We start from the raw sequence: 26,567 nt of genomic DNA, 5'->3' as shown, positions 1-26,567 counted from the left end.
CACTTGAAACGTTTTATGACACTTTGTTGCGTTTTGTATAGTTTTAGTTCGGTTTTCGTAAATTCCCTACGAATCTCTATCTAAAGGGGAATGCTAGAAAGAGAGATTTTTGTATTGTACGATACCCCAGCGAGATGAGCGAGTCATGGACTACAGCGGTTGGAAGATTTTTGAAACTCAGTTCGATCCGGCAGAATTGCACCATAAGGAGACACTGTTTACTTTAGGCAACGGTTATCTTGGTACGCGCGGGAGCTTTGAAGAGGGCTACCCAAATGCCAGCGCGGCAACGTTGATTAACGGCGTATACGATGACGTTCCTGTAATGCATACGGAACTCGTGAATTGTCCTGATTGGTTGCCGTTAACAGTATACATAGGAAGCGATCGCTTTTGTTTGAATCAAGGCGAGCTCTTAGAATATCAGCGTCAGCTAGACTTACGTTGGGGTATCGTCAGCCGCGATGTATTGTGGCGCAGTCCAAGTGGACATACTGTGAAGTTCCACTTTGAGCGAATAATTAGTATGGCAGACGATCGCGTCTTAGTGTTGCACTGCCAGATTACACCCATCGACTTTACTGGTGCGATCGCTCTTGAGGCTAGTATTAATGGCAACGTCGATAACCACGGCGTCAAGCATTGGGATTGGCTCGCACAAGGCAGTAGCAACAATCAAGCATGGTTACACCAGCGCTGTAGCCATTCAGGAATCGAATTAGCGATGGCGTTTCAACTCGCGTGTTCGGAAGCAACCTCGGTTCAATTTACTGGAAACCCAGGCACTCCGACATTAACGACATCATTTCAGGCACAGCCTGGAAAAACTGTTACTTTAGAAAAAATTGTTACAGTTTTTACTTCACTCGATGTGGAGCAACCCGTAGCTGCTGCCCAAGAGCGGTTAGCGAGTTTGCCAAGTTATTCAACTTTACTTGCAGCCCACGGCGCAGTATGGGATGAGTTATGGCAAGACTGCGATATTACTATTACTGGTGACCCCACCGCCCAAGTTGCAGTTCGTTACAATTTATTTCAACTGCTTGCAGCAGCACCAAGACATAACAACCGTGTAAGTATTCCAGCAAAAACGCTGTCTGGATTTGCGTATCGCGGTCACGTCTTTTGGGATACTGAAGTCTTTATCGTTCCTTTCTTTACTTTCACGCAACCGCAAATCGCGCGTAACTTACTGTCTTATCGCTACCACACGCTAGAAGGTGCAAGACGTAAAGCGCAAGCCGCAGGTTATGAAGGCGCAATGTTTGCTTGGGAAAGTGCGAATACAGGCGATGAAGTCACTCCCCGTTGGGTATTTGGTCCTGACGGCGAACCTGTACGCATCTGGTGCGGTGACATTGAAGTTCATATCAATACCGATATCGCTTACGCGGTTTGGCAATACTGGCAAGCAACGCGCGATGATGATTGGATGCAGCGCGAGGGAGCCGAAATTATCCTCGATACTGCAGTATTTTGGGGTAGCCGCGTCGAATGGAACAGCGATCGCCAGTGTTATGAGATTCGCGATGTCATTGGCCCTGATGAAAACCACGAGCGCGTTGACAATAACACATTTACCAACCGCATGGCGCAGTGGCATTTGGAAATTGCGTTAACGGTATATGACTGGTTACAGCAGCACTATCCAGAACGCGCAACAGAGTTAGCACACAAGTTAGATATCCGACCGGAACGAATCAAGCGCTGGTCGCATATTATCCGACATATGTTTGTGGCTCAACCGACAGATACAAAAGTTATCGAGCAATTTGAAGGCTTCTTTGACTTAGAAGATATCGATTGGACAGATTATCAGTGGCGTACGCAGTCAATGCAGGCGATTCTCGGCGTTGAAGGGACAAATGAAAAGCAAATTCTCAAACAGCCCGATGTATTGATGCTGCTATACCTGCTACGAGATCAGCCATTGAAAACTGAGATGAGCGCCCAACAGCGACGTCAGCTATTACAAGCCAACTGGAATTACTATACTCCCCGCACCGATCACACCTACGGTTCTTCGTTAGGACCTGCGATTCATGCAATTTTGGCGTGTGAATTAGACGATCCGGCGGCTGCTTACGAACATTTTATGCGAGCAGCGCTAGTAGATATCAAAGATGTGCGCGGTAATGCAGCGGAAGGCGTTCATGCAGCTTCAGCGGGTGGCGTATGGCAAGCAGTTGTTGCTGGTTTTGCTGGTGTGCGTTTCACAGAAGCAGGTCCTGTTGTTGAGCGATCGCATTTACCATCTCACTGGACGCGTTTGCAGTTTAAGCTGCAATGGCGACAACAGTGGTACAAGTTTGACATCACATCCAATGCCGTACTTATGACAACAGACAAACCGGAAGCCTCAGGAGTGTATTCTGAGGAATTAACTCAAGGAGGACAGTTGCGTGCGGGAGTCTCCCCCTTACTGCCAAATGTCCGGTTCAAACCCAATCGCACACTTAGCGATCGCTGTCCTATAACTCCGTTGCGCGGTGTCATCTTTGATTTAGATGGTGTTTTAACAGACACGTCAGAGTATCATTACTTAGCCTGGAAGCAACTCGCCGATGAAATCGGGATTACTTTCGATCGTCAAGCTAACGAGCAAATGCGCGGATTGTCGCGCCGCGATTCACTGCTACACCTGTTGGGCGATCGCACCGCGAGTGAAGCCGAACTGCAAGAGATGATGGTAAGGAAAAACAGCTACTACGAGCAGTTAATTCAAAATCTCACGCCAGCCGATTTACTACCAGGGGCACTTGAATTATTAGATGAATTGCAAGCAGCAGATATTAAAGTTGCGATCGGTTCATCGAGTAAAAACGCCCGCCTTGTTTGTCAGCGCTTAGGAATTGCGGAACGCTTAAATGCGATCGCCGACGGTTACAGTGTTGAACATCATAAACCAGCCCCCGATGTCTTTCTGTACGCAGCCCAACAGTTAGGCTTGCAGCCGCACGAATGCCTCGTTGTGGAAGACGCGAGTTCGGGAGTTGCAGCCGGGTTAGCTGCCGGGATGTGGGTTTTGGGACTTGGTCCTGTTGAACGTGTTGGTCACGCGCATCTAGTCCGCGATAACTTAGCTGGGCTAAAGTGGCAACAACTTGTCGTCGATCTAGAGCAATCTCAGATGCTTGTTTGTAGTGAATAGGATAAATAGACTTATGGGTAGGCATCTTACCTACCCTACCCCTACTTGCATGGAATGCGACTGCGATATAGTTCGCTTAGACAAACAAAGTCCGCGGAGGTGGACTTTACTCATCAAACTCTTATCTTGGTGCGTGCTCGTCACACTTCATTTATGCAGCCCCGAAGAAAGTCGGAAAGCATCGACGATTCATGCAAAAGATTTAATCAACTAAACCAAATTCAAGTGCTGAGAGATTCGTTCCCGTATGTACGACGTTCTCTAGTTGAAAACCACTCGCTGTAAACAAGCGTTCATATTCCTTTTGAGTGCGCCATGCACCGCCAGGAACTGCCACCATAATTTGGGTTGCAAACAGTGATGGAATAATACCATCAGGACAAACTGTTGGCTCGCCCAAATCGGGAACAAGACATTGTAATAAAACGACCTTGCCGTGTTTTGGCAGTGCTTCTCGACAATGACTTAATATTTTCAGCGCATCCTCATCTTTCCATGAAGACAGAAAATACTTCATTACGATTGCATCCGCCCCAGTTGGCAACCCTTGAAAAACATCCCCTGTGACGATTTGGATAGCATCAGCCGCAACGCCTTGCTTTTCAATATATGCGGGTGCTGTCTCTGTCACATACGGCAAGTCAAACAAGATACCTTTACAGCCATAGCGCTTGACAATTTTAGCAATGAGTCCACCTTGACCGCCACCGACATCCATTACTGTACCAAAGCGGCTAAAGTCAAAAACATCGAGCAAAGCATCAACCGCATGATCGGTTAAAAAACTCATGGCTTTGATAAAAACATCGCCACTCCATTCTTCATCTCGCGTGAACTCGTAAACTGTCTTGCCATTAGCACGCTCAAACGGCACTTCACCGGTGTGCAAACACGTTTCTAACTCCTTCCAAGCGTCCCACTGTGCTGGTTCTATAATATGCATTGCAAAATGCCCAATCGAAGGTCCCGCATTTGTCACAAGCAGATCGGACACTTCAGTAGCAGCAAAAATTCTTCCTGGCTGTTCTTCTAAAACACCTAAGTGCCCTAAAGCACGCAGAATAACGTAGAGTTTGTCTGCTTTGGTTGCAGTTTTTTCTGCTAGAGTTTCAATATTTTGCGGACCTTCGGACAATATATTAAAAATATCTAAGCGCGTGGCTACGTATAAACATTGGCTTTCCCAGAAAGCTTGAATCATGCCAAAGACTTTCTTTTTGGCTTCCATGTTATTGGTTTTGTGAGTAAGTGTTGTTGTCATTGAAACTCCGCTAGGAATTAAATATATTTCAGGATTTAGGCAAAATTATGAAAGAACCACAAAGAACACAAAGGTAATAGAAGGTTCTTGCGTAGGTTCGATACTTGAAAGGTAGCTAAGATATCTACTCAACAAGCTGCTAGTTTTTTCTTGATGAATCAATCGCCTCCCAACTGCACCAGCTTGCCAATGTTAAAGTCGATGCGTTCCCAACCTTTTAGTTGACGTACATTGTTGAGAATGAGTAAAGGAATTTGCCAGTGATTGACTCCCAGAAATGGCAGAGGATCGCGGGGATGAAAAACTGGATCTACGCCATTGAAAATAATACCGAGCCGATACTGTAGATCTTTCCAAGATTTGACTTTTGTCAGTAATCGCCAAAGCTCGTGAAATGTCCAATAAGTTGGTTTACTATCAGGTAATGGCTGCACAGGTTCTTTTGATGCTTGCGCACCACTGCTGAGGTAAGCATCCGCTACTACCTTCGGCTGGTCATGGAACATCGTAATACAAGTACTCGTTCGCGGATTGCACTCAATTGGATACACCGTGCCATCTTCTGCTTGAATGAAGTCCAAGCAAATTTGCCCTGTCAGGTTAAGTTCTTTAACAAAGCGCGTCACCCAATCGAGAATCGCTGGATTGTAGTCGTGTTCGTAGTTGACTAAAAAGTCGCAAGATTTGGAACATGCGTAAAGCAGTAACTTTCCATCTCGAACGACAGCATGAGTACAGTACTCTTGCCCTTTGAGAAATTCCTGCATAATCCAGGGATTTTCCTCGCTGATTGGCAAACTGCGAACGTACTCTGCCATTTTTTGGGGCGCGCAAGGCAACTTGAGCAATGCTAAGCGGTTAATTGAGTCGTAAGCAATACTTTTGAGAATATACTGGCTACCGTCAGCGGCGAAGTCGAAGTTAAGGACTTGTTCTGGATTTGTAATCAAGAAGGTTTTCGGTGCAGACAACCCGACAGAATGCGCTTTTTGGTTGAAAGTAAACTTGTTGTCTAGCAACTTGGTCGTTTCAGCGTCAAAAGCAAATACCTCACAATAAGGCGATAGTGCGGGTTTTGCCAAGGAGTCGTAGTAGCTAGCAACTGGGCTAGATACGGGAATGAACATATCAATTTTTTCTTGCTTGACAATGTTCAACAGCCCTTGAATGTAGCCTTCAGCGTCGTGTTGTGGTGCAGGCACGGTGTAGAATGCTTCTACGCAGTTAGAAAACCGATTGCCCGACAACCAGTACTTGTGGGTCTCTACCATGACAACCTGATGCCCAGCCGCGTGAAACGATCGCGCCAATGTTAAGCACTTTGTCATCTTGGCACCAGTCAGTAAAATCCGTTTGGGTTCCGCCTGCACGCGGCGCTTTTGAAATAAGCTGGCGAGCGAACTCCATAGCAGCGCGCCAACAACAGCGCTCAAAGAAAAGGGAAAAGCCAATAAAAGTAAACTCAGAGTTCCAAGGCTTTTGAGCAAAGCAAAAGTTCGCTCGCGGGGAGTTTGTCGTGATTTCATGATTACGCGCCTTAGAAAACGAATTTAGGCAGTTACCGCAACAAGCGTTCCATCTCCAGCCGGAAATACGGTACTCATGACACGGTTAGAAGTAGCAACGTGTTTGTGGAACATTTGCATCGCTTTGACTCCTTCATCGGTTGTATCCGCATCCAAGATAGTGCGGTGGAGGAATACGTTATGAGCAACGATCAACCCACCAGAACGAGTATTTTCTAACGCCCAATCAAAGTAATCAATGTAGCCCGTTTTTTCCGCATCGATGAATACGAAATCAAAAGGTCCTTGACTAGCAATAGAATCAACTAATGCGTGCGCGTCGCCACAAAGAATTTCTATTTGGTGCGCCACATTAGCTTTGGCAAAATTCTCTTTCGCAATATCTACGCACATCGGTTCTTTTTCGAAGGTAAATAGTTTACCTCCTGGTGCTAAGCCGCGGGCGATCCAAATGCTGCTATAGCCGACGAGTGTACCAAATTCGACTGCGGATTTGGCATTGCTGGCACGGACGAGTAGTTGCAGAAAGCGCCCTTCCTCTGGATTGATATCGTGGGGAGGTAAGCCCTCTTTGGGTGGGCGATCGCGAATTTGTTGTAAGGTTTCATCTTCAACAACAAACAAGTTGCGAATATATTGGCTCAGTTGCTCGTTGTATTCGATCGTCTCGTTGACTGTAGTCATGTTTTTGGCAATAAAAGCGATAAAGTTGATCCGAGTTACAAAGAGGACACTTGCGTGCAGGGGTCTCCTCCGTTGAGCAAAGTGTCCGGTGAAGTTTGCCTCGCTGCGTCCGGTTCTAATTGCGCGATCGCTTTTACGGCTGTTTTAATTTCCTCGTAAGTAATATCGTGGAAAAATTGTGCTGCACCAATTCCTACGGTTAACGGAAAGCGCTGCAATCCGTTACGGTGTTTTGTAGTACTTTGCAATGCTGCGTATAGCAGTTCAGGCGTACAAATCGGATGCAGTAACGGCAACCGCACGCTGCGCATAAAGTTATAAACGCGCTCGACTTCTTGATAAGTTACTAGACTTCTTTGATAGGCAAGCATTACAGAAATTGCCATATCCACTGCAACAGCTTCCCCGTGTAAAAGTTTTGGGACTGCTTTTAGCTCTAGCGTTGGACAGAAGGTATGACCGTAGTCTACAAGTCTTTCGAGTTTTTCCTCCCAAAGATTTGACTCTAGATCTTCTAACATTCCTTGCACCGATCGCCGAATAATAGGTACGGCTTCGGGATTTTGGCACTTGCTGCTCAGCATGGCTGCGCCATGTTTTTCTAATAGCTCAAATAATTCTGCATCTTTAACAAGTGCAATTTTGAGAATCTCTGCAATACCGTTACTAATTTGTCTGTCGCTTAATGTTTGTAACAGCGTTGTATCCAGGATAGCGGCGAGTGGCGGATAAAATGTACCGATCCGGTTTTTATGACCTTGGAAATTTACCGCTGTTTTGGCACCAATCGCTGCATCGACAACGCCTAACAATGTTGTCGGAACCCGAATGTAGGGAATACCCCGTCGGAAAAGGTTTGCCGCTAAGCCAACAATATCCATTAAAACGCCACCGCCGATCGCAATGACAGGTTCTGAACGCCGCGAAACTTCAAACGCATTTAGTTCTTCAACAACTTGAAAAACTGTATCCATCGACTTATTGTCTTCAGATACAGAAAGTGATAAAAGACGATATTCAATTTCGTGATATTGAAAATACTGGTGAATGCGTTCTCCATGAAGCCGTTCGACATAGTCATCTACAACAACGACCCGACGCAAAGACTGTAGGCTTGAATTCTGCCCGTCGAACAACAGTGCGTTGTTTTCAGGATTGAACAGGTCGAAACTCTCAAATACAGTGTAATGAACTGGTAATTGTGTCTTGACTGACCACTTGGCACTCATAACCCTCTTCAATCCTCTTGACTCAACAAGTTGTGTGATTCGGAAATAAAACCTCTGCTGGCAATTTGGTTGTCGTGCTGCGGTACATAGCAGGGGTTATGGGTCAGAGAGCGAGATTAGAATAATAATTCTGGGTTTCTCTACCATGTCCTAACCGTATTGACTCCTGCGCAAATACCGCAAAGCACTTGACCGCTTAAGCTTAGGCAACAGCTTTGCCGAACGGGGAAAGCAAAGGCTTGGTATGTGTAGAAGGACTTCAATTACTGCGATCGCACTTGCAAATAGTGAAATCCCAAGTTATACACTTATCGCTGCCAATGGCTCGATCTTTGAGAAAATTGATTCTTGTACTGAATTTTGTCTCGGTTGGGTTCCGTACAGAAATTCAAATCAAGATTGCAATATACTCAGGGGATAACTTTTCGTTATTGTTCAGATAGTGTCTTCATCTCAACAATTTTGATTATTGTCATGAATTTGACTGCAACCTGCGAATTAATACAGAGGCATATACACAAAAAGCACATTATGTTTTGCTAATAGTTCAGCCCCTACCATGTCAGTCACTATTTATACTAGCGATAGAACACATCAACGCAGCTGGCAAATATTGTTAGCTGAGTTTTCGTTGGTGGAGACCGTACTAATAGCAACCCAATATAAATGTATATCATTTTGATAACACAAGATCATGAAAAAAGGACTGTTTGTTAGGCTTTCCGATGAAGAATTAGAAATACTTAGGCAGTATTGCATGCAAGTGGAACGAACTCAATCAGATGTTATTCGCGAATTTGTCCGCAGACTCAAAAAGAAAATTCCCGATAATTCCATCAATAATTCGCAAAATCATGTAGCAGTTTCTTTGCTCAACTTGCGGCAACAACACGGTGATTCAAATAAAAGTTCTCGGCAATAGATCCCTCCAAAGGGGAGATGCTATCTATATCTCAAAAAGTATTAGGCTTAGCATCACTTCGCGTGGTGCTAACTTTTTTACAATCCTAATTTCTTTAAATACTCTCGGTTGCGTTGAGCACTTTCTTTAGGAGTACCCATTCCAGGAAGCACATCTTGTTCGACAACAATCCAACCGTCGTAGTCGTGTTCGCGCAACCAAGAAACAACCGCGGGAAAATCAACTCCGCCTTTACCAAGCTCGCAGAATAACCCGCGACGCACTGCCTCGAAATAATCCCAACCTCGATCGCGGGCTGCTTGCGCTATTTTCAAGTCACAGTCTTTAAAATGGACGTGCCAGATGCGATCGCCAAAACGCTCAAAAGCTTCTAACACGCACCGTTTATCATTTGTTGCTGCGCCGTAAGCATAGTGCCCTGTATCTAAAGTTAACCCAATTAAGTCTGGGTCAGTTTGCTCTAAAAAGTGACTAATTTCTTTCGGAGTTTCCAAATAAGAAGCACAATGATGGTGGAATGTCGTTCGCATTCCTGTCTCATCGCGAATTGTACGTGCGATCCGTTGGGCACCCTCAATGCAAGTACGCCACTCCTCTTCACTCAACTCCATGTTAGGTTCAATTCTTCCTGCGTTCTGCGTGCGTACAGGAACAGCACCAATTTCATCCATCACGACCATGAAAGGACGTATGGTTTGACTGTTGCTCGTCTGTGCCACTGCTGATAGCAGTCGGGCAATTTTGAGCGCTTGCGATTCAGCTTGCTGGTGCGATTCTGGATTTTTAAGCGATACAGGCACATAGCCACTAACGATTGTCAGATTGCGACGCTCAAGTTCAGCTGTTAACCGTTCTGGATCTGTAGGCATATATCCCCAGTCGCCCAAGTCAGTGCCAATGTAACCAGTTTCTACTAGCTCATCCAGCATTTGCTGATAACCAATACTTTCACCCTCAAGCCCTTGTACTCCCAAATCACCCCAAGAACAAGGGGCATTAGCAACCCGAATTCTCTGCATTATTTCTCCTAGTGGTGTGGGTGGATCATGAGAATTTTTTTACAATTATTTATGTTTAGCGAAAGAGCCGTAATAACGCTTCCTCCTTTAGATAGGCGACAAATCTTGTCAATTGCTCTGTATATCTAACCATTTAGCAAAAAATATAAGTTCAAGATAAATTGAGAAAATTGTAAATGTTTCATACAAGTCTTAAAGCCAACCCTAATCATTGAGGAAACACGAAGATTAACAAGTTTTCCTCTATCTCGCGTTAGATTTGCGCATCAATTCTTTTCATCAAGAATTAATCTGCCTATTTTTTATCCAAGATGACCGAAAACCCCATGCAAATTACGATCTTAGCGATTGGTAGTCGAGGTGATGTGCAGCCCTACATAGCATTAGGGCTAGGTTTACAAGCTGCTGGTCATCAAGTGCAACTTGCGTCTTATGCTCGATTTGCAGAATTCGTCCGCAGTTATGGGATAGAATTCGCTGCTGTTGGTGCTAATCCTCAAGATTACATCCAAGCTTTGTCAACAAATGTTGATTACTGGCGAATCTTTTGCGATAACCTAGAACAATTGCTAGAAGATTGCTGGAACTGCTGTCAAGGCACTGAAGCAATTATTTATTCTCAAGTTGCCTTACCTGGCTATCACATTGCTGAAAAATTAAAAATACCGTGCTTTGCTGCGTTTACAAATCCTTTAACTCGCACGCGGGCATTTCCCCACCCGCTTTATACAAGTTCTATTAACCTTGGTGGCACTTACAACTGGTTAACATACGTCATTCACGAACAATTGCGTTGGCAATCGGTGCGACAAAAAATCAATCGCTGGCGACAGGATTTAGGCTTATCACCTGTACCTTTCACGGGTCTTTACTCTCGATTACAACAGCAGCAAATACCTGTTCTTCATTGTTTTAGCCCAACTGTTATTCCCAAACCAAAAGATTGGTCAAACTGGGCTTATGTCACTGGCTATTGGTTTTTGGAACACTTGCCAGAATGGAAGCCACCAGACGATTTAGTTGATTTTATTAATTCAGGAATACCGCCAATTTACATTGGTTTCGGTAGCATGAGCGAACGCAATCCAGAAATGGTGATAAATTTAGTGCTAGATAGTTTGGTGCAAACAAAACAGCGCGGTATCTTGTTTTCGAATTGGGGCAGTTTACAAAATGTGGACTTACCGGATAATGTATTTTTGATGACTAGCAGCGTTCCTCATGATTGGTTGTTTCCGTTGTGTCGTGCTATTGTTCATCATGGTGGTGCGGGAACAACAGCCGCGGCTTTACGTGCAGGCGTTCCTTCAGTTGTGATTCCTTTTGGTGTCGATCAACCATTTTGGGGACAGCGCGTTGCAGATTTAGGTGTGGGAACATCGCCGATCCGACAGCAAGAACTAACACAAGATAAGTTAATTGCTGCAATTCAAGACGTTACCAGCAATCAAACATTACTCGCTCGCGCGCAGATTCTAGGCGATCGCATTCGTGCTGAAGATGGAGTTAAACAGGCAGTCGAAATTATTCAAAGTTATCTAAATTATTCTTAAATCACGACTCGATACCATTGCGAGCAATTGTTGCTTTGTACCAGTAAGCACTTTGCTTAGGAGTTCGCTTGCACGTATCAAAATCGACACGTACAATGCCGAAGCGCGGTCGATAGCCATTTGACCACTCAAAGTTATCTAGAAAACTCCATAAATAATAACCTTGAATATTCGCACCTGATTGAATAGCTTCGTGGATGGCACGTAAGTGATCTCTTAAATAATTAATGCGTCCCCAATCAGCAACAAACCCTGTAGTATCAGGTTGGTCTTGCAGCGCACAACCATTTTCCGTAATATACATCTTAGGATTGCCGTAGTTTTCTTTTATATCAAGCAAAACCGCTTTTAATCCTTCGGGATTGATGCCCCAACCCATTTCGGTATGACCCCAGCCTGGTGCCGAAAAAGGTGCTGGTTTCAGCTTGAGTAAGCCGCCATTCGACGCAAAAGAGATTGATAGGGTGTAGTAGTAATTGACACCTAAATAATCAATTGGCTGTTGAATTAATTCCAGATCGCCGTCTTGGATTTGTGGTGCTTGCGTACCTAACCAATCGATGAGTTGTTCTGGATAGTGTCCGCGAAACAGCGGTTGTAAAAACATTGATACTTTATCGTCATAGGCGCGTTGACATGCTGCGCGATCGCTTTCACTGTCGCTGGCGCTTAAGTAATGGCGAAAACTTAAAACAATCCCAATTTCTCCTTTATAGCCTCCTTGGCGAAAGATTTGTACCACTTTGCCATGCGATAACAATAGGTGATGCACCGTTTGGTAAGCAACCGCTGCACTGGCAATTCCTGGTGCGTGATTTGCGAAGCTATGTCCTTGAAATGCGTGCGACCAAGGTTCGTTATGCGTAGACCATAATGGCACGCGATCGCCCAAGCGCGCAAATATCACCTGCGCGTACTCAGCAAACCACTCAACACTGTCGCGATTATTCCAACCACCTCGCTCTTGCAGCGCTTGCGGTAAATCCCAATGAAATAATGTGGCATTTGGGATGATTTCTGCTGCCAGTAATTTATCGACAAGCTGGTCGTAAAAATCAAGTCCCTTATGGTTAATATCACCCGTACCTTGCGGTAATACGCGCGACCAAGAAATTGAAAAGCGATACGTCTGTATTCCCAATTCTTGCATCAACCTGACATCTTCAGGCATTTGATGATAGTGGTTACAGGCAATATCGCCGTTTTCGTTGTTGTGTATGGTATGAGGGCGGTGCGTGAAAGTATCCCAGATACTTTGTCCTTTACCATCCTCATTCCACGCGCCTTCGATTTGGTAAGCAGCAGTTGCGACACCCCAAAGAAATTTTTCTGGAAATTGGAACACTGAAGTTTATTGGTTTAACACTATTACGTTACTATTCGAGAGCCTAGCGACTTTCTTTGCAGCTAAATAAACAAAGTCCACTACCTAAGTGGACTATTTCAGGATAATTCTTGTCGCAATTTAGGTAAAGATGGCTTGGATTATGCTTCTTCTTGATTTTCTCCTTTGTAGCCAGGGGAGGACTCGTAGAGTGCATCAAGTTGTTGGCGTGCATCTTCAACGCTAATCGAACGAATAACTAAAAGCGGGTCTTTGATAATATTTCCTGAAGTGTCTAATAATTCTGGATGTGGTACGGAATGAGACGATCCGGCGCAAGCCGAATAACTACCTTGACTGTTTTGCGGCGATCGCACCGGATAAGCTTTGTCGCGTTCCCGACTGAACATCAGTAGATTGCGAATTAAATTACTGACAGCAATTAAGGCAAGAATTGTAAAAGCTAAAATGTAAAGCAGGTGTAACATTGCATTATTCTCCAAGGCAGCCAGCAAATTTATCTTGGTTTGATTGTCTAAAAGGTTGATTGTGCAGGGAAAAATTCTAGCCGATCAACCGTTATTTAAAATGAGTATCGCAGAAATTCTCAGGCTTATTATTATATTCCTTCACTTTGAGGCGATTGCATCGAGCGGAACCGCATCCCGACTTTCCAGCATTCTGTTAACAAATGATGCCAAGGCATAATTGCTGCCATATCTATACCAACTTGTCCCCCTGTTACTTGAAACAACATTTGAGCTGAGTTTACCTCCTGCTGTGCTTGCTTAACGCGCTCAAGCAAGTCAGACTGTTGCTGCTTATCCAAAAAACTAATTTTTTCGGTTTCTAGAAGGTGACGCGATCGCTCAAACCAATACTGAAAATCCTCAAGTAGGGGTTGCAATATCGTTTTGAGCAATTCAGGCTCCGGTAGATTGGAGTTAAGCATAAAGCAAACCTTAAATTACTCTCCTATTTCTTAATCTTAACTTTATTTACAATTGTTCACATTACGCCAACAGATGTAATTTGGAAGAGAAAGTGGCTAGTGGCTAGCGGGAAAGACGAAAATGCTACTGTTCTCTCTAGCCGATCTACCCAACAACCCCCAGTTGGCGAAACCTTAATTCCCAAATTGCTGCGAGATGCAAAGAAGTACCGATAAGATAGAAGCAGTGATAATTGCGATCGCTTAAGTTAGTTACCGCCAATGGTTCAACAAATATCTGCCCCTCAATCTCCCGCACAGCAGCAACCTCAGGTACAATTGCCGCGTACGAGTGAATCGGAGACTTTAAAAAAAATCCGCCATACTGCGTCTCACGTCATGGCGATGGCAGTACAGAAGTTGTTTCCTAAGGCGCAAGTGACGATCGGTCCTTGGATCGAAAATGGATTTTATTATGACTTTGACAATCCAGAACCATTTACCGAAAAAGACTTAAAAGCCATCCAAAAAGAGATGGTAAAAATCATCAATCGCAAATTGCCTGTCATTCGCGAAGAAGTCAGCCGCGAAGAAGCTGAACGTAGAATTAAAGCAATTAACGAACCGTATAAATTAGAAATTCTTGCAGATATCAAGCAAGAACCAATTACGATATATCACCTAGGAGACGAGTGGTGGGATTTGTGCGCAGGTCCCCACGTTGAAAATACGAGCGAACTCAACCCCAAAGCAATTGAACTAGAAAGCGTTGCTGGAGCATACTGGCGCGGCGACGAAACCAAAGCACAGTTACAACGGATTTATGCTACAGCGTGGGAAACTCCAGAACAACTTGCTGAGTACAAACGCCGTAAGGAAGAAGCACTACGACGCGATCATCGTAAGTTAGGGAAAGAATTGGGACTCTTCGTTTTTAGCGATGAAGTTGGTCCTGGTTTACCATTGTGGACGCCTAAGGGAACAATTCTACGCAGTGTTTTAGAAGACTTTCTCAAACAAGAACAAATCAACCGAGGCTATCAACCTGTTGTCACGCCACACATTGGGCGGGTAGAACTGTTTAAAATATCAGGTCACTGGCAAAAATACAAAGACGATCTGTTTCCGATGATGGGTGAGAAGGAAGAAGAAGGCTTTGTGTTAAAAGCCATGAACTGTCCCTTCCACATCCAAATATATAAAAGCGAGTTACGTTCGTACCGCGAACTACCTATGCGTCTAGCAGAATTTGGTACAGTGTATCGCTACGAACAATCAGGTGAACTCGGCGGGCTAACGCGGGTACGCGGTTTTACGCAAGATGACGCGCACTTGTTTGTCACGCCAGAACAGTTAGATAGCGAATTTCTCAATGTGGTCGATCTCATTTTATCGGTAATTAAGAGCTTACGACTCGACCAAAACTTTAAAGCCCGACTGAGTTTTCGCGATCCAAATTCAGATAAATACATTGGTTCTGATGATGCGTGGAACAAAGCTGAAAATGCAATTCGCCGCGCGGTAGAAACCTTAGGAATGGATCATTTTGAAGGCGTGGGAGAAGCTGCATTTTATGGTCCTAAGCTTGATTTTATTGTCAAAGACGCGCTAGAACGTGAATGGCAACTTGGTACAGTACAAGTTGATTACAACTTGCCCGAACGCTTTGATTTAGAGTACGTCGCTGAAGATGGTACGCGCAAGCGCCCAGTGATGATCCATCGCGCGCCTTTCGGTTCGTTGGAACGATTAATCGGAATTTTGATTGAAGAGTACGCAGGAGATTTTCCACTGTGGTTAGCACCAGTGCAAGTGCGGTTATTACCAGTTGGCGAAGCACAACGCGACTTCGCGATTGCTGTCGCAGCGAAAATGCGCGCTGCGGGTATTCGCGCGGAAGCCGATAAAAGTAATGAACGCCTTGGGAAACTGATTCGCAATGCTGAAAAAGAAAAAATTCCTGTTATGGCGGTTGTCGGTGCGAAGGAAGTTGAAGCAAATAGCTTGAGTATTCGCACGCGGGCTGCGGGTGAGTTAGGAGTGATGCCGGTGGATGATGTCTTGGATAAAATTAAGAATGCGATCGCCAGCCACGATACCTTTTAGGTGCTCGCCAAGGCTAGTGAATAGGTAAAAACTGCTAACTAAGTTAGAACCATAAGCGTCTAGTTTAAGTCGCTATTCGCTTATGGCTAATCACGTCGTAACAGAATCGAACTTTTGTACTACTTAACTATAATGACCTTCGCCACAACATATCTTAACTTAACTTAAAATTAATTAAAATTTAAAACTGTAGTTATATTATTAGTGAATTAACAAAAATCTCTAAATACTTAAATTAATAAAGAAACAGTTGAGCAAGAGCTAAACTATTACTAACAGTTAGTTATTATTAAAGGTTTTGAATATTAAGCTGTATTTCTTATCGAATCTTTGAGAATTTTTGACCAGAGTTTCTAGATTAAACAATTTATTAATACTTCCGATCATTTCTAATTCTATCTAAGTTTGTAGATACAACTTTTATATTGTCAAACTTGAGAGAGATGATTTAATTATTGAATTTTGGCAATCTATAAATCTGCATACTACTAATATGCTAGCGACGCTATATCTGTACGTTGGGTGCGTCGATTTTTTGATGAGGTAAACAATATGCTTCAAAGTGCAGCGCTTGGAATCGCAAGGGAAATAACTCAATTAGGACTAGCACAGATACCAATAGTAACAGAGGAGATTTTGACTCCAGAAGAAGCATCTGTCATGTTTTCTGGTCCGCAATTCTTAGTTGCATTGGTAGCAGGTGTCGTTATGGCATTTGCATTTCAGCTACTACTTACAAACTTTTCTGTAGCGTTTGGAATTTCTTCGTTAGGAGGAGGTACAGATTCAGACGAATCAGACTTAGGTGGGATGCGCAAAATAGGAGGTGCAGTAGGACTTTGGACTTTAGTTACAGTTACTGTTGCCTTGTTTGTAGCTTGTTTTCTGGCAGTTAAGTTGAGCTTAGTTGAAAGTTCTGCACTCGGTGCAATTATTGGCGTTGTCATCTGGGCAACCTTCTTTTCACTACTCGTTTGGCTTGGTTCTACAGCTGTTGGTTCTTTAATCGGTTCAGTCGTAAGCACGGCAACTTCTGGATTGCAAGGAATCATGGGAACTGCAGCTACTGCAATTGGTGCCAATGCAGCGAAAAATCAAGCTGTATCGACTGCTGAAGAAATCACAGCCGCAGTTCGTCGAGAATTAACTTCGGGATTTGACCCTAGCGCAATTCAAAAAACGTTGCAAAGTTCGCTGTCAAATTTGCAATTACCGCAGTTAGACGTCAAAGAAATTGGCAATCAGTTTCAGAAGATTTTGAAAGATTCAGATTTACAATCGATTGCAGATAGCGATTTACTCAAGAATATTGACCGCCAAACCTTTGTAGATTTAGTAAGTAGTCGCACGGATTTATCGAAAAAAGATATCAACGCGATCGCCGATCAACTAGAAAATGTTTGGAAGAATACTGTCGGTCAGCAAAAAGGCAATCAAAATCTGCAAAATCAATTACTCGATTTAGTACAGAACTCTACTGCAGAACAGCTAAAATCCAGTGATTTAGCAAGTACACTGCAACAACTCGTTAGTTCGGCGCAAGGTAAGCAAGGTGGGGGAGTGAGTCAAGTTCTGCAATCGGGGGTGCAAACTCTGATTAGCAAGTTAGTTGATAGAGCGGATTTATCAGATGTCGATGTCGAGAACATTTCAGCACAGTTGCAGAAAGTAATTGGTCAAACAATAGACAAAGCAAAAGAAGCTGGCAGTGACGTTGCAGACAAAGCAAAAGAAGCTGGCAGTGACGTTGCAGACAAAGCAAAAGAAGCTGGCAGTGATGTTGCAGACAAAGCAAAAGAAGCTGGCAGTGACGTTGCAGACAAAGCGCCTCAAGCCTTCAGTCCAATTCGTAGCGATTTAGATAACTACTTGCTGAATTCTTATGCATGGCATTTAAATCGCGAAACAATTAAACAAGAATTCAAAGATGTTATTTACGACCCAGAAGCTGCACCAGGAAAAGTACGCCGCGAGTTAGAACAAATTAATCGCGATTATGTCGTACAAAAGCTGCAACAACGTGGAGATTTGCTCGAATCTCAAATTAATGATATTGCTGAACAGCTAGAAAGTATTCGTCAAGAAGTACTCAATACAGTCCAACAATCTGAGTCACAAGAACAATCGCAAGATCTGCGATCGCGCGTAGAGAATTACTTACGTTCCACAGGTAAAGAAGAACTCAATCCGGAAGGAATTGAGAAAGAGTTCAAAACCTTGTTAGAAGATCCTGAAGCTGGATTTGAAGCTTTGAGCGATCGCCTCAAGCAATTTGACCGCGATACTTTAGTACAACTGCTCAAACAACGCGACGATATTAGCGAGGAAGAAGCAAATAATATCGTAGGTCAACTCGAAAGCACCCGCGACGCAGTTCTCAATAGCGCCAAAGAAGCACAAGAACAAGCGCAAGCCAAAGCTGATGAAGTACGGCAAAAAGTTGAAGATTACCTACGCAATACTAACAAGGAAGAATTAAATCCAGAAGGAATCAAACGGGATTTTCAAAAACTTGTAGAAGATCCGCAAGCCGGATTAAGTGCATTAAGAGCGAGGTTATCGCAGTTTGACCGCGATACACTCGTACAATTGCTGTCGCAGCGCGGTGACTTAAGCGAAGAGCAAATTAATCAAACAATTGATCAAATTGAATCGGTACGCAAGAGCATTCTACAAGCACCGCAAAAAGCCGCAGAGAAAGCCAAAGAACAGTACGAGCAAACAACCGCAAAACTTGCTGAATATCTACGCAATACCAATTTAGAAGAACTTGACCCTGAAGGTATTCAGCGCGATTTGACAAAATTACTTGACGATCCGCGAGAAGGTGCTTTAGCATTACGCGATCGCCTCTCGCAATTTGATCGCGAAACCTTAGTGAAATTGCTAAGTCAACGCGAAGACTTGAGCGAAGAACAAATTAATCAAGCAATTGACAGAGTACAAGAAGGTATCCGCAACATTGTCAAAGCACCGCGTCGTTTAGCAAGCCGCGCGCAAAAGCAAGCGCAAGATTTTGGAGCGAGTATAGAAAGCTACCTCAAAAATACCAACAAAGAAGAACTCAATCCCGAAGGCATTAAACGCGATTTACAGGTATTGCTCAACGATCCGCGTGCCGGTTTAGGCAATATTGGCGATCGCTTGCAGCAATTTGACCGAGAAACGCTCGTTGCTTTATTAGCTCAACGCGAAGACATTTCCGAAGAAGAAGCAAACCAAATTGTAGATCAAATAGAATCTGTCCGCAATCAACTTGTTGAGCAAGTGCAAAAAGTCCAACAAACGGTGCAATCTACGATTGATGGAGCATTCGGTAAAATTCGGGATTATCTCAATTCGCTAGAACGTCCTGAGCTTAACTACGAAGGTATCAAAGCCGACTTCCAAAAAGTGTTTGACGATCCACAAGCAGGATTTGAAGCACTACAGAACCGCTTAAGTCAATTTGACCGCGAAACATTAGTTGCTGTCTTGAGTTCCCGCGAGGATATCTCAGAAGCCGATGCCAATCGCATTATCGATCAAGTTGAAGAAGCCCGCAATAGCGTACTTCGAAGAGCGCAAGCGGTTCAAGAAGAAGTTCAACGTCGTTTAGCTTTAGTAAAACAGCAAGCTCAAAAGCAAGCCGAAGCCACAAAGAAAGCTGCTGCAAGTGCTGCTTGGTGGTTATTTAGTGCTGCTGCAACATCGTTAGCTGCGTCTGCGATTGCTGGTGCGATCGCTGTTGTCGGAATTCGAGGTTTGATTGGCTAAATTGCTAATCGTTTGAAAGTTTCCACTGCGAAAACACCGCCTCCTTCACGGGAGGCTTTTTTGTATGCTAAACGTATATAGCGAAGCATCGAGGTCACGTATGACCCAAACAAATTCACTTACGTTAGCAGAATTTTTCTCTCTACCTGAAGGAGATGTAATCTATGAGTTGGTAAATGGTCAAGCAGTCCCAAAAGTGTCGCCAAAATACTTTCATTCGGCTCTCCAAACCGCGTTAATTATCCTGTTACGGAATTGGTGTAAGGGTAAAGGTAGAGTTGGTTCCGAATGGGCAATTGTTCTACAACGACAAGGTAAAGATTGGGTTCCTGTTCCTGATGTAGCTTATATTTCCTACGAACGCTTACCTGCCAGTTGGAGACGCAACGAAGCTTGTCCAGTTCCTCCTGAACTTGTTATTGAAATTCTCTCTCCTAATCAGAGTGTTCAGGAGTTAGAAACAAAAGCAAAAGACTACATGAATGCTGGAGTTTCCCAAGTGTGGATTGTCGAGCCTGAAACGCAAAGTATTATAGTTTTTTCTCCTGGCAATTTGAGACAACAGTATACTAACAACGAGCTAATTGTCGCTCCCTTACTACCAGGGTTATTGCTAACACCACAACAAATTTTTACTGAAGCAGAACTTACTTAGAAATGTCTTCCATTGTTCTTTAAAGATATTGGTTATTTTATCAAGTTTCCTAATCTATTTTCTTTTTACATTTGACTTGTTTTGCAGTTTAGTCGCTAAATCATTTAACTTCGGCAGATTAGAAAAAATGTATTCATAGAATTCTTGCTCCTATCCAGAAGAGTGGTTTATGCATGATTTGGTGGTTATTTGTGTTTCTTTCGCCTTTATCTAATGCATAAATACGAATCAATTCGATGAAGAACGATATACTACTAAGAATAAATAATATCACGCAGTACCTAGTTTATATATCTCTACAGTTTGCTGAGCTGCTACGCAAGTAGCTATCCTGTCTCAATCCGTTTCTTAAACAGTAGTATTTTTTTTAATAGAAATCGAATCTATTTTCTAGAGCATGAATATAATTTCGTATAACTATTATTCTTTCAACTAATTGAAAATGTATATTAATTTTCTTTGATGAGTTCATCAAAATTTGACTTAACCTATAAAATAAGAAAACATATCCAAAGCAGAGCTTGTACTTATCCTTAATTTATTTTGAAATTAATTTTATTAGCTTGTATCTTAAATCTGCTAAAAATAGACTAAAAAGAGTTCTTGTCAAGTAAGTTTGATTTATCCGACTTGAGCTATTAGCAAAGGATTTGATTTTCTATCAGCATGCTGCAATAGGTAAGTTCAGGTGAACGAAAAGCAAATTCTACTCAACTTCTGACTTTCCTGAGCAATTGCAGTTGAAAATATCGTTAATTATTGCAAATGTCAGCCTTTTTCTTCTCAAGCTGATATATCGCCACCAAATTGCCTGAAGCGGATGGATGCTGATGACTAAATCAAGATTCACTGACAAGCTTTGCGATTTAAACGATAAAATATGACGGTTGTATTCATTGTGGCGGACGCGTGATCGAGCGTTATACTCTGCCCGAAATGGGCGAATTGTGGACAGAAACATATAAGTTTAAGACTTGGTTGCAGGTAGAGCTTGCGGTTTGTGAAGCACAAGCCGAACTGGGTTATATTCCAAACGATGCAGTAGCAGAAATTAAAGCCAAGGCAAAATTTGACCCAAAGCGCGTTTTGGAAATTGAAGCAGAAGTTCGCCACGACGTGATTGCTTTCTTGACAAATGTCAACGAATATGTAGGTGATGCAGGGCGCTACATTCACCTAGGATTAACGAGTTCGGATGTTTTAGATACAGCTTTAGCATTACAACTTGTGGCGAGTCTTGATGTCATTTTGCAGCGCGTGCAAGATTTAATCGGCGCGATTCGTACTCAAGCGCGAAAACACCGCTATACCATTATGGTGGGGCGATCGCATGGAATTCACGCTGAACCGATAACTTTTGGCTTTAAACTCGCAGGCTGGCTTGCCGAAGTTATCCGCCATCAACAACGGCTGACGCGGTTACGCCAAGATATTGCTGTAGGGAAAATTTCAGGTGCAGTCGGTACATACGCTAATATTGACCCACAAGTAGAAGCGATCGCGTGTGCAAAACTCGGCTTAAAACCCGACACTGCATCCACACAAGTGATTTCTCGCGATATTCATGCTGATTATGTCCAACAATTAGCCCTACTAGCTGCGTCCATCGAACGCTTTGCCGTAGAAATTCGCAATCTCCAACGCACAGACGTTTTAGAAGTCGAAGAATTCTTTGCCAAAGGGCAAAAAGGCTCATCAGCAATGCCCCATAAGCGCAATCCGATTCGTTCTGAGCGTTTAACCGGAATGGCACGCATCATCCGCTCTCATGCTGTCGCAGCACTTGAGAATGTTGCATTATGGCACGAACGCGATATTTCGCACAGCTCTGTAGAACGAGTAATCTTACCAGATGCTTGCATTTTGACGCATTTTATGCTGACAGAAATTACTGATTTAGTGCAAAATCTGCTCGTCTATCCGCAAAATATGGAGCGGAATATGAATTGTTATGGCGGAGTCATTTTTAGCCAAAAGGTTTTACTCGCACTCGTAGACAAAGGAATGAGTCGTGAAGAGGCTTATGCTATTGTGCAATCATGCGCACATCAAGCTTGGAATCAACCGCAAGGCGACTTTCATCATTTAATCGCTAACGATACACGGGTAACTCAATTGCTATCGCCAGAAGAAATCGAAAAATGTTTCGATCCTCAGCAACATTTGAAACACCTAGAGCAAATTTATCAACGACTTGATATTTAAGTCAGCGGGCACGATCATAGGTCATAGGTAATGGGTAATAGAAAAGCCTTTAGCACTTGGCAATCAGCATTTAGCTACATCGCTATTTGACGACCAATTACCAGTTATCAGTGACCAATTACTACCTGCGTTTATCCTCATGCTCGAACTTTTAGCCGCACTATCTGCGGCAGCGGCAGCTAGTATGCGTATTGCCGTACCCTTATTTATTGTAGGTATCTTGCATGATGATTTTTCTTTGGGCTTGGCAATTCTCGCTTATATTCCTTCAGTTGCGATCGCAAGTTTATTAATTAGTGGTTCCCTAATCGAACTCGTTGGAAGTAAGCGACGGTTAAGTCAGCGGCTTTTACAATTAGTTCAACTCGTATTGAGTCCGGTTGCTGGTGCAGTTTTAGCTGTGAGTGTAACAGTTGGCACGACACTTCCTAGTTGGTTGCTTGGTGTTGTGGGCGCCTTACTCGCCTTGGTTCTACAACTTGTACAAGCTGGTTGGTTTTATCGCTTACGCGGTTTTCCTTTATGGGTTGCTTTTTTGCAAGATGCTTTGTGTATTTTCTTAGTCTTCTTAGCAGTGAATGCACCTCAACTTGGCGGCTTAATCGCCCTGATGTTGCTATTGATAGCAGTGCGTAGTATGAGAAATCTACACCACTGGTACAAACAACAATGAATCGTTCAATTTTAGTCACAGGCGCAACGGGAAACGTCGGTCGTGAAGTTGTACGCTTATTTTACGATGAAGGGTACTACATCAAAGCTGCGGTACGGAACTTACAAAATATCGATAATGCGTTAACTCCTCAAGTCGAGTATGTCGTTATAGACGTGCGCGATATTGTTGCTGTCGTGGTAAAAGCATTAACTGAATATGGTCATGAAAACCAAGCACATGCGCTAACTGGAGATAAGGCACTAGATTACTATCAAGTTGCGGATCTGTTCGCCCAGGTACTTGGCACATCAGTTGTTTATACTAACCCGTCTATTCTCCAGTTTTTTATCAGGATGTATCAACGAGGTTTAAGCCTTCCATTTATTGCTGTATAATGATTGCCATTTACACCACAGCACGATTAGGACTTGCAGCCAAAGTCACTGAAGATGTAGAGCAGATCTTACATTGTATCTTGCTGCTCAGTCACGCTGAATGCTACTCATCAGGGGACTTTAAGAACTGCTTTAGCCAGTAGCCTAAGAAGCATCACGTCTAAGCTCAGCGGCGCGCCAGAGCCAAGCAGATGACTCATGACACGACTCATAGCAGCCCTATGCAGACCAAACTTTGCCCGGCGTAGGAGCGTCCGCTGCAGCGCCTTGTTGTGCGGCATTTAGCAGTTGATGTACCTCACCGGATTCTGTGACCCAGGCTTGATGTAGTGAGCAACGTTCCCGCCGACGTAATGCTGAAGGTTTTCCGCAACTATGCCGTCAAAGCGCCATCGGAATCGATTTGTATCTCTGATACGTTCGTCTGTTTGAAACCAGCGGTGTATTTCGTACACCTGTCTTACGATACCATTCGATACAGCAAGCGCATATTTTGCTCGCTTACATCGGTAACTGCTGACGATCCAATTACCTCTGGTTACTTCGTAAAGCTGTTTATCTGGCATGCTACGTCGATAGGTACGATTGATGATAATGAGGGCAGATGGTTCCTTTATATAAACCGTTGGGGCATCGTATCGCTCATAGAGATCAGCGACAAGCATCGATCCTCGATCAACATCAGTTCCGTTTATGATATTGGCGATTTCCGGTAGACCAATAAAATCAATGAGCGCAGCTTCAACCTCAAACGCTTCCCCTTCTGTTAAGCCATGCCGATGAATGCTATATTTAACAGTTTTTCCTTGTTGAAGAATATCTCGAATAGTATCGAGTTTATCGGATGTTTTGTTAGTCTTGAGTGCTTCCTCAATATGAGCAAATACGCGATTGCCCGTACCTTTTCCAACATAGAAAACCTTATCTGTATTTATCTATATCGGGATGAATCAGCAGATAAACATAGTATCCAAGATTTTCAATGATGGCTGGCGAGAAGAACGTAGCTTCCTGTATCATACGACCTCCTGTCCATGAGTCAGTATCATAGCTTTAAACGCAGATAACCTCGAACTCCCACAGATAACCTTTGTACCGTCCGCACCAACGCAGTGTTAGGCGGCTGGCAGTTCCAGCTACTTGCGGCTTTTCCAGTATCCAGGCTCACGACTACAATGCATGACCGCCAAAATCAGGATGTAGTCTTGCTCAATTGTGTAGAGAACACCATAGGGAAACTTACGCGCCATGCACCGTCGCACATCCTCATCAATCACAGCGTAGCGAGTTGGGGATTCCCGGATTCGGTAGACTGTATCTTCAATGGCATTTATAAACGCCTGAGCAACCTCTGTCCTCTGTTTTGTATAGTGTTGAACTGCTTCGGCATACTCGTTCAGTGCTTCAGGATGAAATACATACCTCATGGCTCAATCAGCCGTCTGACCTGAGCTAAGGCATCTTCGCCTGAAATTGATTGAATAGAACCATTTCGCATCTCATCTCTTCGGCGCTTGGCTTCAGTTATCCAAACTGCCTGAATTGCTGGATCTGTATCGAACTCCAAGCTTTCCACCAACTTGTCTGCCAAGAGTGCTCTTAACTCGCTAGGCAAAGCCAATATTTCCTCAGTCAGTTGCTCAATTGAGCGCATATCCCAATGCCTCGCATAAGGCTAAATCCTAAGCAAATTGTATCAAACTCTAACATGAAGCTTCATTAAGCTCCTTCACCTAACATTGCAGGGAGATCGATCTCTTTAATACAAGTAGCGCGTGACAAGGAAAGAATACAGTCAAGGATAGTAAGAATATCGCTGAGAGGAATTGCTTCACCGCCCGTCAGATTGGCTGCTGCAAGCTCTTCTAAAACCTCAGGTGTGCCAACATTGCCAGGGTTAATCACAGTTACACCGATCTGCTGCGATCGTAATTCTTCCCGTAAGGCATGCACCACTCCCCGCAACCCAAACTTGGATGCAGTATTGGCAACTTCTCTCCCTGGGAAATTATCTCGACCTGAGAGCGCCCCCATGAAAATGATTTTCGGATTCTCTGATCGTCGCAGGGCAGGCAGTAACGCTTTCACCAATCGAATTGGAGCAACCAGATTGACGGCAATCACGCGAACAATGTCCTCATCAGAACACGCTTCAAAGGTGTACTGGCTGGTAAACGCATAGGCTTCCCAAGTTCCCCCCATGTAGAGCAAAGCATCTAAGCAATCATTTCCAACCGCCCTTGCCACTGTTTCTATCCCTGCCAAGTCGGACAAATCTGCCTGCACCCATTCACCGACTGAAGCCACTGTCCGAGACACCGTTAATAGGCGATCGCACTGATCTATCAAATGGTCTGCAACCGCAAGTCCAATGCCGCGACTCGCACCAGCGACAAGAATCGTTTTAAAAGACATGATTATTCTTCCATTTAATTGAGACGCAGACCAAATTTCGTCACTCCTGGAAACTCGATATTGAACCTGTTCCCAGAAGTAATCAGCGTGAAAGGTTTGATAGGGCTTAAATCCAATGGACTCGTAGGTATGTCGAGCCACATCATTACCGTTGATGACCATAATTCCGGCAAAGTCATGCTGCTGGGATCGCCCCTCCTCTAGCAAGGCTCTGAGCAACGCTTTGCCAAAGCCCCGCCCCCGCGCTTCTGGCAACACGGCAACATTTTCAATGATCCAAGTAGCCTGGGGTGTGAGGAAAAATGGTCGTAAATCCCCTCCCCAAAGCGCCAGATAGCGATCGCGAAAGACGGTTAAGTTTTCCCTAGACCACTTCAACGCGTGGGCGATCGCCTCTAAACGAGACAGACGCAACGGGCAGTAGTCTTCTGGATCGGGCACATAGCCTGCTGCGGCTGCAACCGGCTTACCCTCAGCCAGCCTCCAGAATCAGGAAATCCGCCACGTTGCCCCAATTAGAAGCATCTGTTCTCAGTTCTGCCTCAATAAACTGCAAAGCAGTCGTTCCAGTCCCTTCCAGCATGTCTTCCCAAAAGCAGTGATTCAATGGCGGCAAAGATGCTTCATACTCAATTCTGGCGAGGAATGGAATATCGGCAGTCGTTGCTTTGCGAGTGCTGAGAGTGGCTAACATGAAAACTCCTTTGAGGGAATCCATCACATAAAGATACAATCTGTATGTATCTCAAAATAGTGGAGGGAGCGCCCCTTTGTCAAGAT

23 protein-coding genes and 1 pseudogene are annotated in these 26,567 nt (G+C 43.9%); 9 read left to right on the top strand and 15 right to left on the bottom strand.

What is annotated here, in order from left to right; genetic code table 11:
• The first annotated feature begins 145 nt into the window (after nucleotides 1-145).
• Complete coding sequence (gene pgmB, locus B1A85_RS06415; RefSeq protein ID WP_104546035.1) at nucleotides 146-3,151, top strand: beta-phosphoglucomutase; 3,006 nt, start codon at nucleotides 146-148, stop codon at nucleotides 3,149-3,151.
• A gap of 202 nt (nucleotides 3,152-3,353) precedes the next feature.
• Here the strand turns inward: pgmB and B1A85_RS06410 are convergent, their stop codons facing one another.
• From B1A85_RS06410 to B1A85_RS06395, 4 genes are all read right to left on the bottom strand, one after another.
• On the bottom strand, nucleotides 3,354-4,412 hold the full coding sequence (locus B1A85_RS06410) for a methyltransferase (protein WP_104546034.1): 1,059 nt from the start codon (nucleotides 4,410-4,412) through the stop codon (nucleotides 3,354-3,356).
• Nucleotides 4,413-4,570: 158 nt separating this feature from the next.
• The gene (locus B1A85_RS06405) at nucleotides 4,571-5,938 is read right to left on the bottom strand and encodes an ATP-grasp domain-containing protein (protein WP_104546033.1); all 1,368 of its coding nucleotides are present in this window, start codon (nucleotides 5,936-5,938) and stop codon (nucleotides 4,571-4,573) included.
• A gap of 24 nt (nucleotides 5,939-5,962) precedes the next feature.
• A complete protein-coding gene (locus tag B1A85_RS06400; protein ID WP_104546032.1) occupies nucleotides 5,963-6,622 on the bottom strand; it encodes an O-methyltransferase in 660 nt (219 codons plus the stop codon).
• 35 nt (nucleotides 6,623-6,657) lie between these two features.
• A complete protein-coding gene (locus tag B1A85_RS06395) occupies nucleotides 6,658-7,851 on the bottom strand; it encodes a sedoheptulose 7-phosphate cyclase (RefSeq protein WP_104546031.1) in 1,194 nt (397 codons plus the stop codon).
• Between the two features lie 757 nt (nucleotides 7,852-8,608).
• Here B1A85_RS06395 and B1A85_RS24365 point away from each other — a divergent pair.
• Nucleotides 8,609-8,773 (top strand): hypothetical protein, encoded by a 165-nt coding sequence (locus B1A85_RS24365; protein ID WP_210404205.1) that lies wholly within the window; start codon nucleotides 8,609-8,611, stop codon nucleotides 8,771-8,773.
• A gap of 77 nt (nucleotides 8,774-8,850) precedes the next feature.
• Here B1A85_RS24365 and B1A85_RS06385 read toward each other — a convergent pair whose 3' ends face one another.
• The gene (locus B1A85_RS06385) at nucleotides 8,851-9,792 is read right to left on the bottom strand and encodes a TIM barrel protein (RefSeq protein ID WP_104546030.1); all 942 of its coding nucleotides are present in this window, start codon (nucleotides 9,790-9,792) and stop codon (nucleotides 8,851-8,853) included.
• A gap of 311 nt (nucleotides 9,793-10,103) precedes the next feature.
• On the opposite strand from B1A85_RS06385, the gene B1A85_RS06380 reads away from it, so the two are divergent.
• Nucleotides 10,104-11,345, top strand: coding sequence for a glycosyltransferase (locus B1A85_RS06380; RefSeq protein ID WP_104546029.1), 1,242 nt, complete (start codon nucleotides 10,104-10,106; stop codon nucleotides 11,343-11,345).
• 1 nt (nucleotide 11,346) lies between these two features.
• Here the strand turns inward: B1A85_RS06380 and B1A85_RS06375 are convergent, their stop codons facing one another.
• The 3 genes from B1A85_RS06375 to B1A85_RS06365 form a co-directional block, all read right to left on the bottom strand.
• Nucleotides 11,347-12,690, bottom strand: coding sequence for a GH1 family beta-glucosidase (locus B1A85_RS06375; RefSeq protein WP_104546028.1), 1,344 nt, complete (start codon nucleotides 12,688-12,690; stop codon nucleotides 11,347-11,349).
• Between the two features lie 140 nt (nucleotides 12,691-12,830).
• A complete protein-coding gene (locus B1A85_RS06370; protein ID WP_104546027.1) occupies nucleotides 12,831-13,157 on the bottom strand; it encodes a DUF2973 domain-containing protein in 327 nt (108 codons plus the stop codon).
• A gap of 131 nt (nucleotides 13,158-13,288) precedes the next feature.
• Nucleotides 13,289-13,621, bottom strand: coding sequence for a DUF2605 domain-containing protein (locus B1A85_RS06365; protein WP_104546026.1), 333 nt, complete (start codon nucleotides 13,619-13,621; stop codon nucleotides 13,289-13,291).
• 261 nt (nucleotides 13,622-13,882) lie between these two features.
• Here B1A85_RS06365 and thrS point away from each other — a divergent pair, with 261 nt between their 5' ends.
• The 6 genes from thrS (at nucleotide 13,883) to B1A85_RS06335 (ending at nucleotide 23,372) form a co-directional block, all read left to right on the top strand.
• A complete protein-coding gene (thrS, locus tag B1A85_RS06360; protein WP_104546025.1) occupies nucleotides 13,883-15,706 on the top strand; it encodes a threonine--tRNA ligase in 1,824 nt (607 codons plus the stop codon).
• Nucleotides 15,707-16,258: 552 nt separating this feature from the next.
• On the top strand, nucleotides 16,259-19,462 hold the full coding sequence (locus B1A85_RS06355; protein ID WP_104546024.1) for a hypothetical protein: 3,204 nt from the start codon (nucleotides 16,259-16,261) through the stop codon (nucleotides 19,460-19,462).
• Between the two features lie 100 nt (nucleotides 19,463-19,562).
• Nucleotides 19,563-20,117 (top strand): Uma2 family endonuclease, encoded by a 555-nt coding sequence (locus tag B1A85_RS06350; RefSeq protein ID WP_104546023.1) that lies wholly within the window; start codon nucleotides 19,563-19,565, stop codon nucleotides 20,115-20,117.
• 909 nt (nucleotides 20,118-21,026) lie between these two features.
• Nucleotides 21,027-22,322, top strand: coding sequence for an adenylosuccinate lyase (purB, locus tag B1A85_RS06345; RefSeq protein WP_104546022.1), 1,296 nt, complete (start codon nucleotides 21,027-21,029; stop codon nucleotides 22,320-22,322).
• A gap of 139 nt (nucleotides 22,323-22,461) precedes the next feature.
• Nucleotides 22,462-22,995, top strand: a complete 534-nt coding sequence (locus B1A85_RS06340) for a DUF4126 domain-containing protein (protein ID WP_104546021.1) — start codon at nucleotides 22,462-22,464, stop codon at nucleotides 22,993-22,995.
• The gene (locus tag B1A85_RS06335; RefSeq protein ID WP_210404204.1) at nucleotides 22,992-23,372 is read left to right on the top strand and encodes an NmrA family NAD(P)-binding protein; all 381 of its coding nucleotides are present in this window, start codon (nucleotides 22,992-22,994) and stop codon (nucleotides 23,370-23,372) included. The genes B1A85_RS06340 and B1A85_RS06335 overlap by 4 nt, the downstream gene beginning before the upstream one ends.
• Nucleotides 23,373-23,653: 281 nt before the next feature.
• Here the strand turns inward: B1A85_RS06335 and B1A85_RS25990 are convergent, their stop codons facing one another.
• The 7 genes and pseudogenes from B1A85_RS25990 to B1A85_RS24355 form a co-directional block, all read right to left on the bottom strand.
• Nucleotides 23,654-24,247 carry a hypothetical protein gene (locus B1A85_RS25990; RefSeq protein ID WP_371681636.1) on the bottom strand — a complete coding sequence of 198 codons (594 nt, stop codon included), beginning with the start codon at nucleotides 24,245-24,247 and terminating at the stop codon, nucleotides 23,654-23,656.
• 170 nt (nucleotides 24,248-24,417) lie between these two features.
• Complete coding sequence (locus B1A85_RS25520; RefSeq protein ID WP_256387429.1) at nucleotides 24,418-24,540, bottom strand: hypothetical protein; 123 nt, start codon at nucleotides 24,538-24,540, stop codon at nucleotides 24,418-24,420.
• The gene (locus B1A85_RS25985; protein WP_104546020.1) at nucleotides 24,509-24,799 is read right to left on the bottom strand and encodes a type II toxin-antitoxin system RelE/ParE family toxin; all 291 of its coding nucleotides are present in this window, start codon (nucleotides 24,797-24,799) and stop codon (nucleotides 24,509-24,511) included. Before B1A85_RS25985 ends, B1A85_RS25520 begins: the two co-directional genes overlap by 32 nt.
• A complete protein-coding gene (locus tag B1A85_RS06320) occupies nucleotides 24,796-25,026 on the bottom strand; it encodes an addiction module protein (RefSeq protein ID WP_104546019.1) in 231 nt (76 codons plus the stop codon). Before B1A85_RS06320 ends, B1A85_RS25985 begins: the two co-directional genes overlap by 4 nt.
• A 65-nt stretch (nucleotides 25,027-25,091) precedes the next feature.
• On the bottom strand, nucleotides 25,092-25,787 hold the full coding sequence (locus B1A85_RS25980; protein ID WP_104546018.1) for an SDR family oxidoreductase: 696 nt from the start codon (nucleotides 25,785-25,787) through the stop codon (nucleotides 25,092-25,094).
• A gap of 159 nt (nucleotides 25,788-25,946) precedes the next feature.
• Nucleotides 25,947-26,045 (bottom strand): annotated as a pseudogene (locus B1A85_RS25975) (GNAT family N-acetyltransferase); the annotation flags it as partial.
• 214 nt (nucleotides 26,046-26,259) lie between these two features.
• Nucleotides 26,260-26,481: a hypothetical protein gene (locus tag B1A85_RS24355; RefSeq protein WP_210404202.1), complete on the bottom strand. Its 222-nt coding sequence runs from the start codon at nucleotides 26,479-26,481 to the stop codon at nucleotides 26,260-26,262.
• Nucleotides 26,482-26,567: the final 86 nt, after the last annotated feature.

The organism is Chroococcidiopsis sp. TS-821, assembly GCF_002939305.1.
Classification (GTDB): domain Bacteria; phylum Cyanobacteriota; class Cyanobacteriia; order Cyanobacteriales; family Chroococcidiopsidaceae; genus Chroogloeocystis.
This window is presented reverse-complemented; position numbering and strand designations above follow the sequence as displayed.

Coding starts and splice junctions, on each gene's coding strand:
- pgmB (WP_104546035.1), top strand. CDS start 146: ATGGACTACAGCGGTTGGAAGATTTTTGAAACTCAGTTCGATCCGGCA.
- B1A85_RS06410 (WP_104546034.1), bottom strand. CDS start 4,412: ATGACAACAACACTTACTCACAAAACCAATAACATGGAAGCCAAAAAG.
- B1A85_RS06405 (WP_104546033.1), bottom strand. CDS start 5,938: ATGAAATCACGACAAACTCCCCGCGAGCGAACTTTTGCTTTGCTCAAA.
- B1A85_RS06400 (WP_104546032.1), bottom strand. CDS start 6,622: ATGACTACAGTCAACGAGACGATCGAATACAACGAGCAACTGAGCCAA.
- B1A85_RS06395 (WP_104546031.1), bottom strand. CDS start 7,851: ATGAGTGCCAAGTGGTCAGTCAAGACACAATTACCAGTTCATTACACT.
- B1A85_RS24365 (WP_210404205.1), top strand. CDS start 8,609: ATGCAAGTGGAACGAACTCAATCAGATGTTATTCGCGAATTTGTCCGC.
- B1A85_RS06385 (WP_104546030.1), bottom strand. CDS start 9,792: ATGCAGAGAATTCGGGTTGCTAATGCCCCTTGTTCTTGGGGTGATTTG.
- B1A85_RS06380 (WP_104546029.1), top strand. CDS start 10,104: ATGACCGAAAACCCCATGCAAATTACGATCTTAGCGATTGGTAGTCGA.
- B1A85_RS06370 (WP_104546027.1), bottom strand. CDS start 13,157: ATGTTACACCTGCTTTACATTTTAGCTTTTACAATTCTTGCCTTAATT.
- B1A85_RS06365 (WP_104546026.1), bottom strand. CDS start 13,621: ATGCTTAACTCCAATCTACCGGAGCCTGAATTGCTCAAAACGATATTG.
- thrS (WP_104546025.1), top strand. CDS start 13,883: ATGGTTCAACAAATATCTGCCCCTCAATCTCCCGCACAGCAGCAACCT.
- B1A85_RS06355 (WP_104546024.1), top strand. CDS start 16,259: ATGCTTCAAAGTGCAGCGCTTGGAATCGCAAGGGAAATAACTCAATTA.
- B1A85_RS06350 (WP_104546023.1), top strand. CDS start 19,563: ATGACCCAAACAAATTCACTTACGTTAGCAGAATTTTTCTCTCTACCT.
- B1A85_RS06340 (WP_104546021.1), top strand. CDS start 22,462: ATGCTCGAACTTTTAGCCGCACTATCTGCGGCAGCGGCAGCTAGTATG.
- B1A85_RS06335 (WP_210404204.1), top strand. CDS start 22,992: ATGAATCGTTCAATTTTAGTCACAGGCGCAACGGGAAACGTCGGTCGT.
- B1A85_RS25985 (WP_104546020.1), bottom strand. CDS start 24,799: ATGAGGTATGTATTTCATCCTGAAGCACTGAACGAGTATGCCGAAGCA.
- B1A85_RS06320 (WP_104546019.1), bottom strand. CDS start 25,026: ATGCGCTCAATTGAGCAACTGACTGAGGAAATATTGGCTTTGCCTAGC.
- B1A85_RS25980 (WP_104546018.1), bottom strand. CDS start 25,787: ATGTCTTTTAAAACGATTCTTGTCGCTGGTGCGAGTCGCGGCATTGGA.
- B1A85_RS24355 (WP_210404202.1), bottom strand. CDS start 26,481: ATGTTAGCCACTCTCAGCACTCGCAAAGCAACGACTGCCGATATTCCA.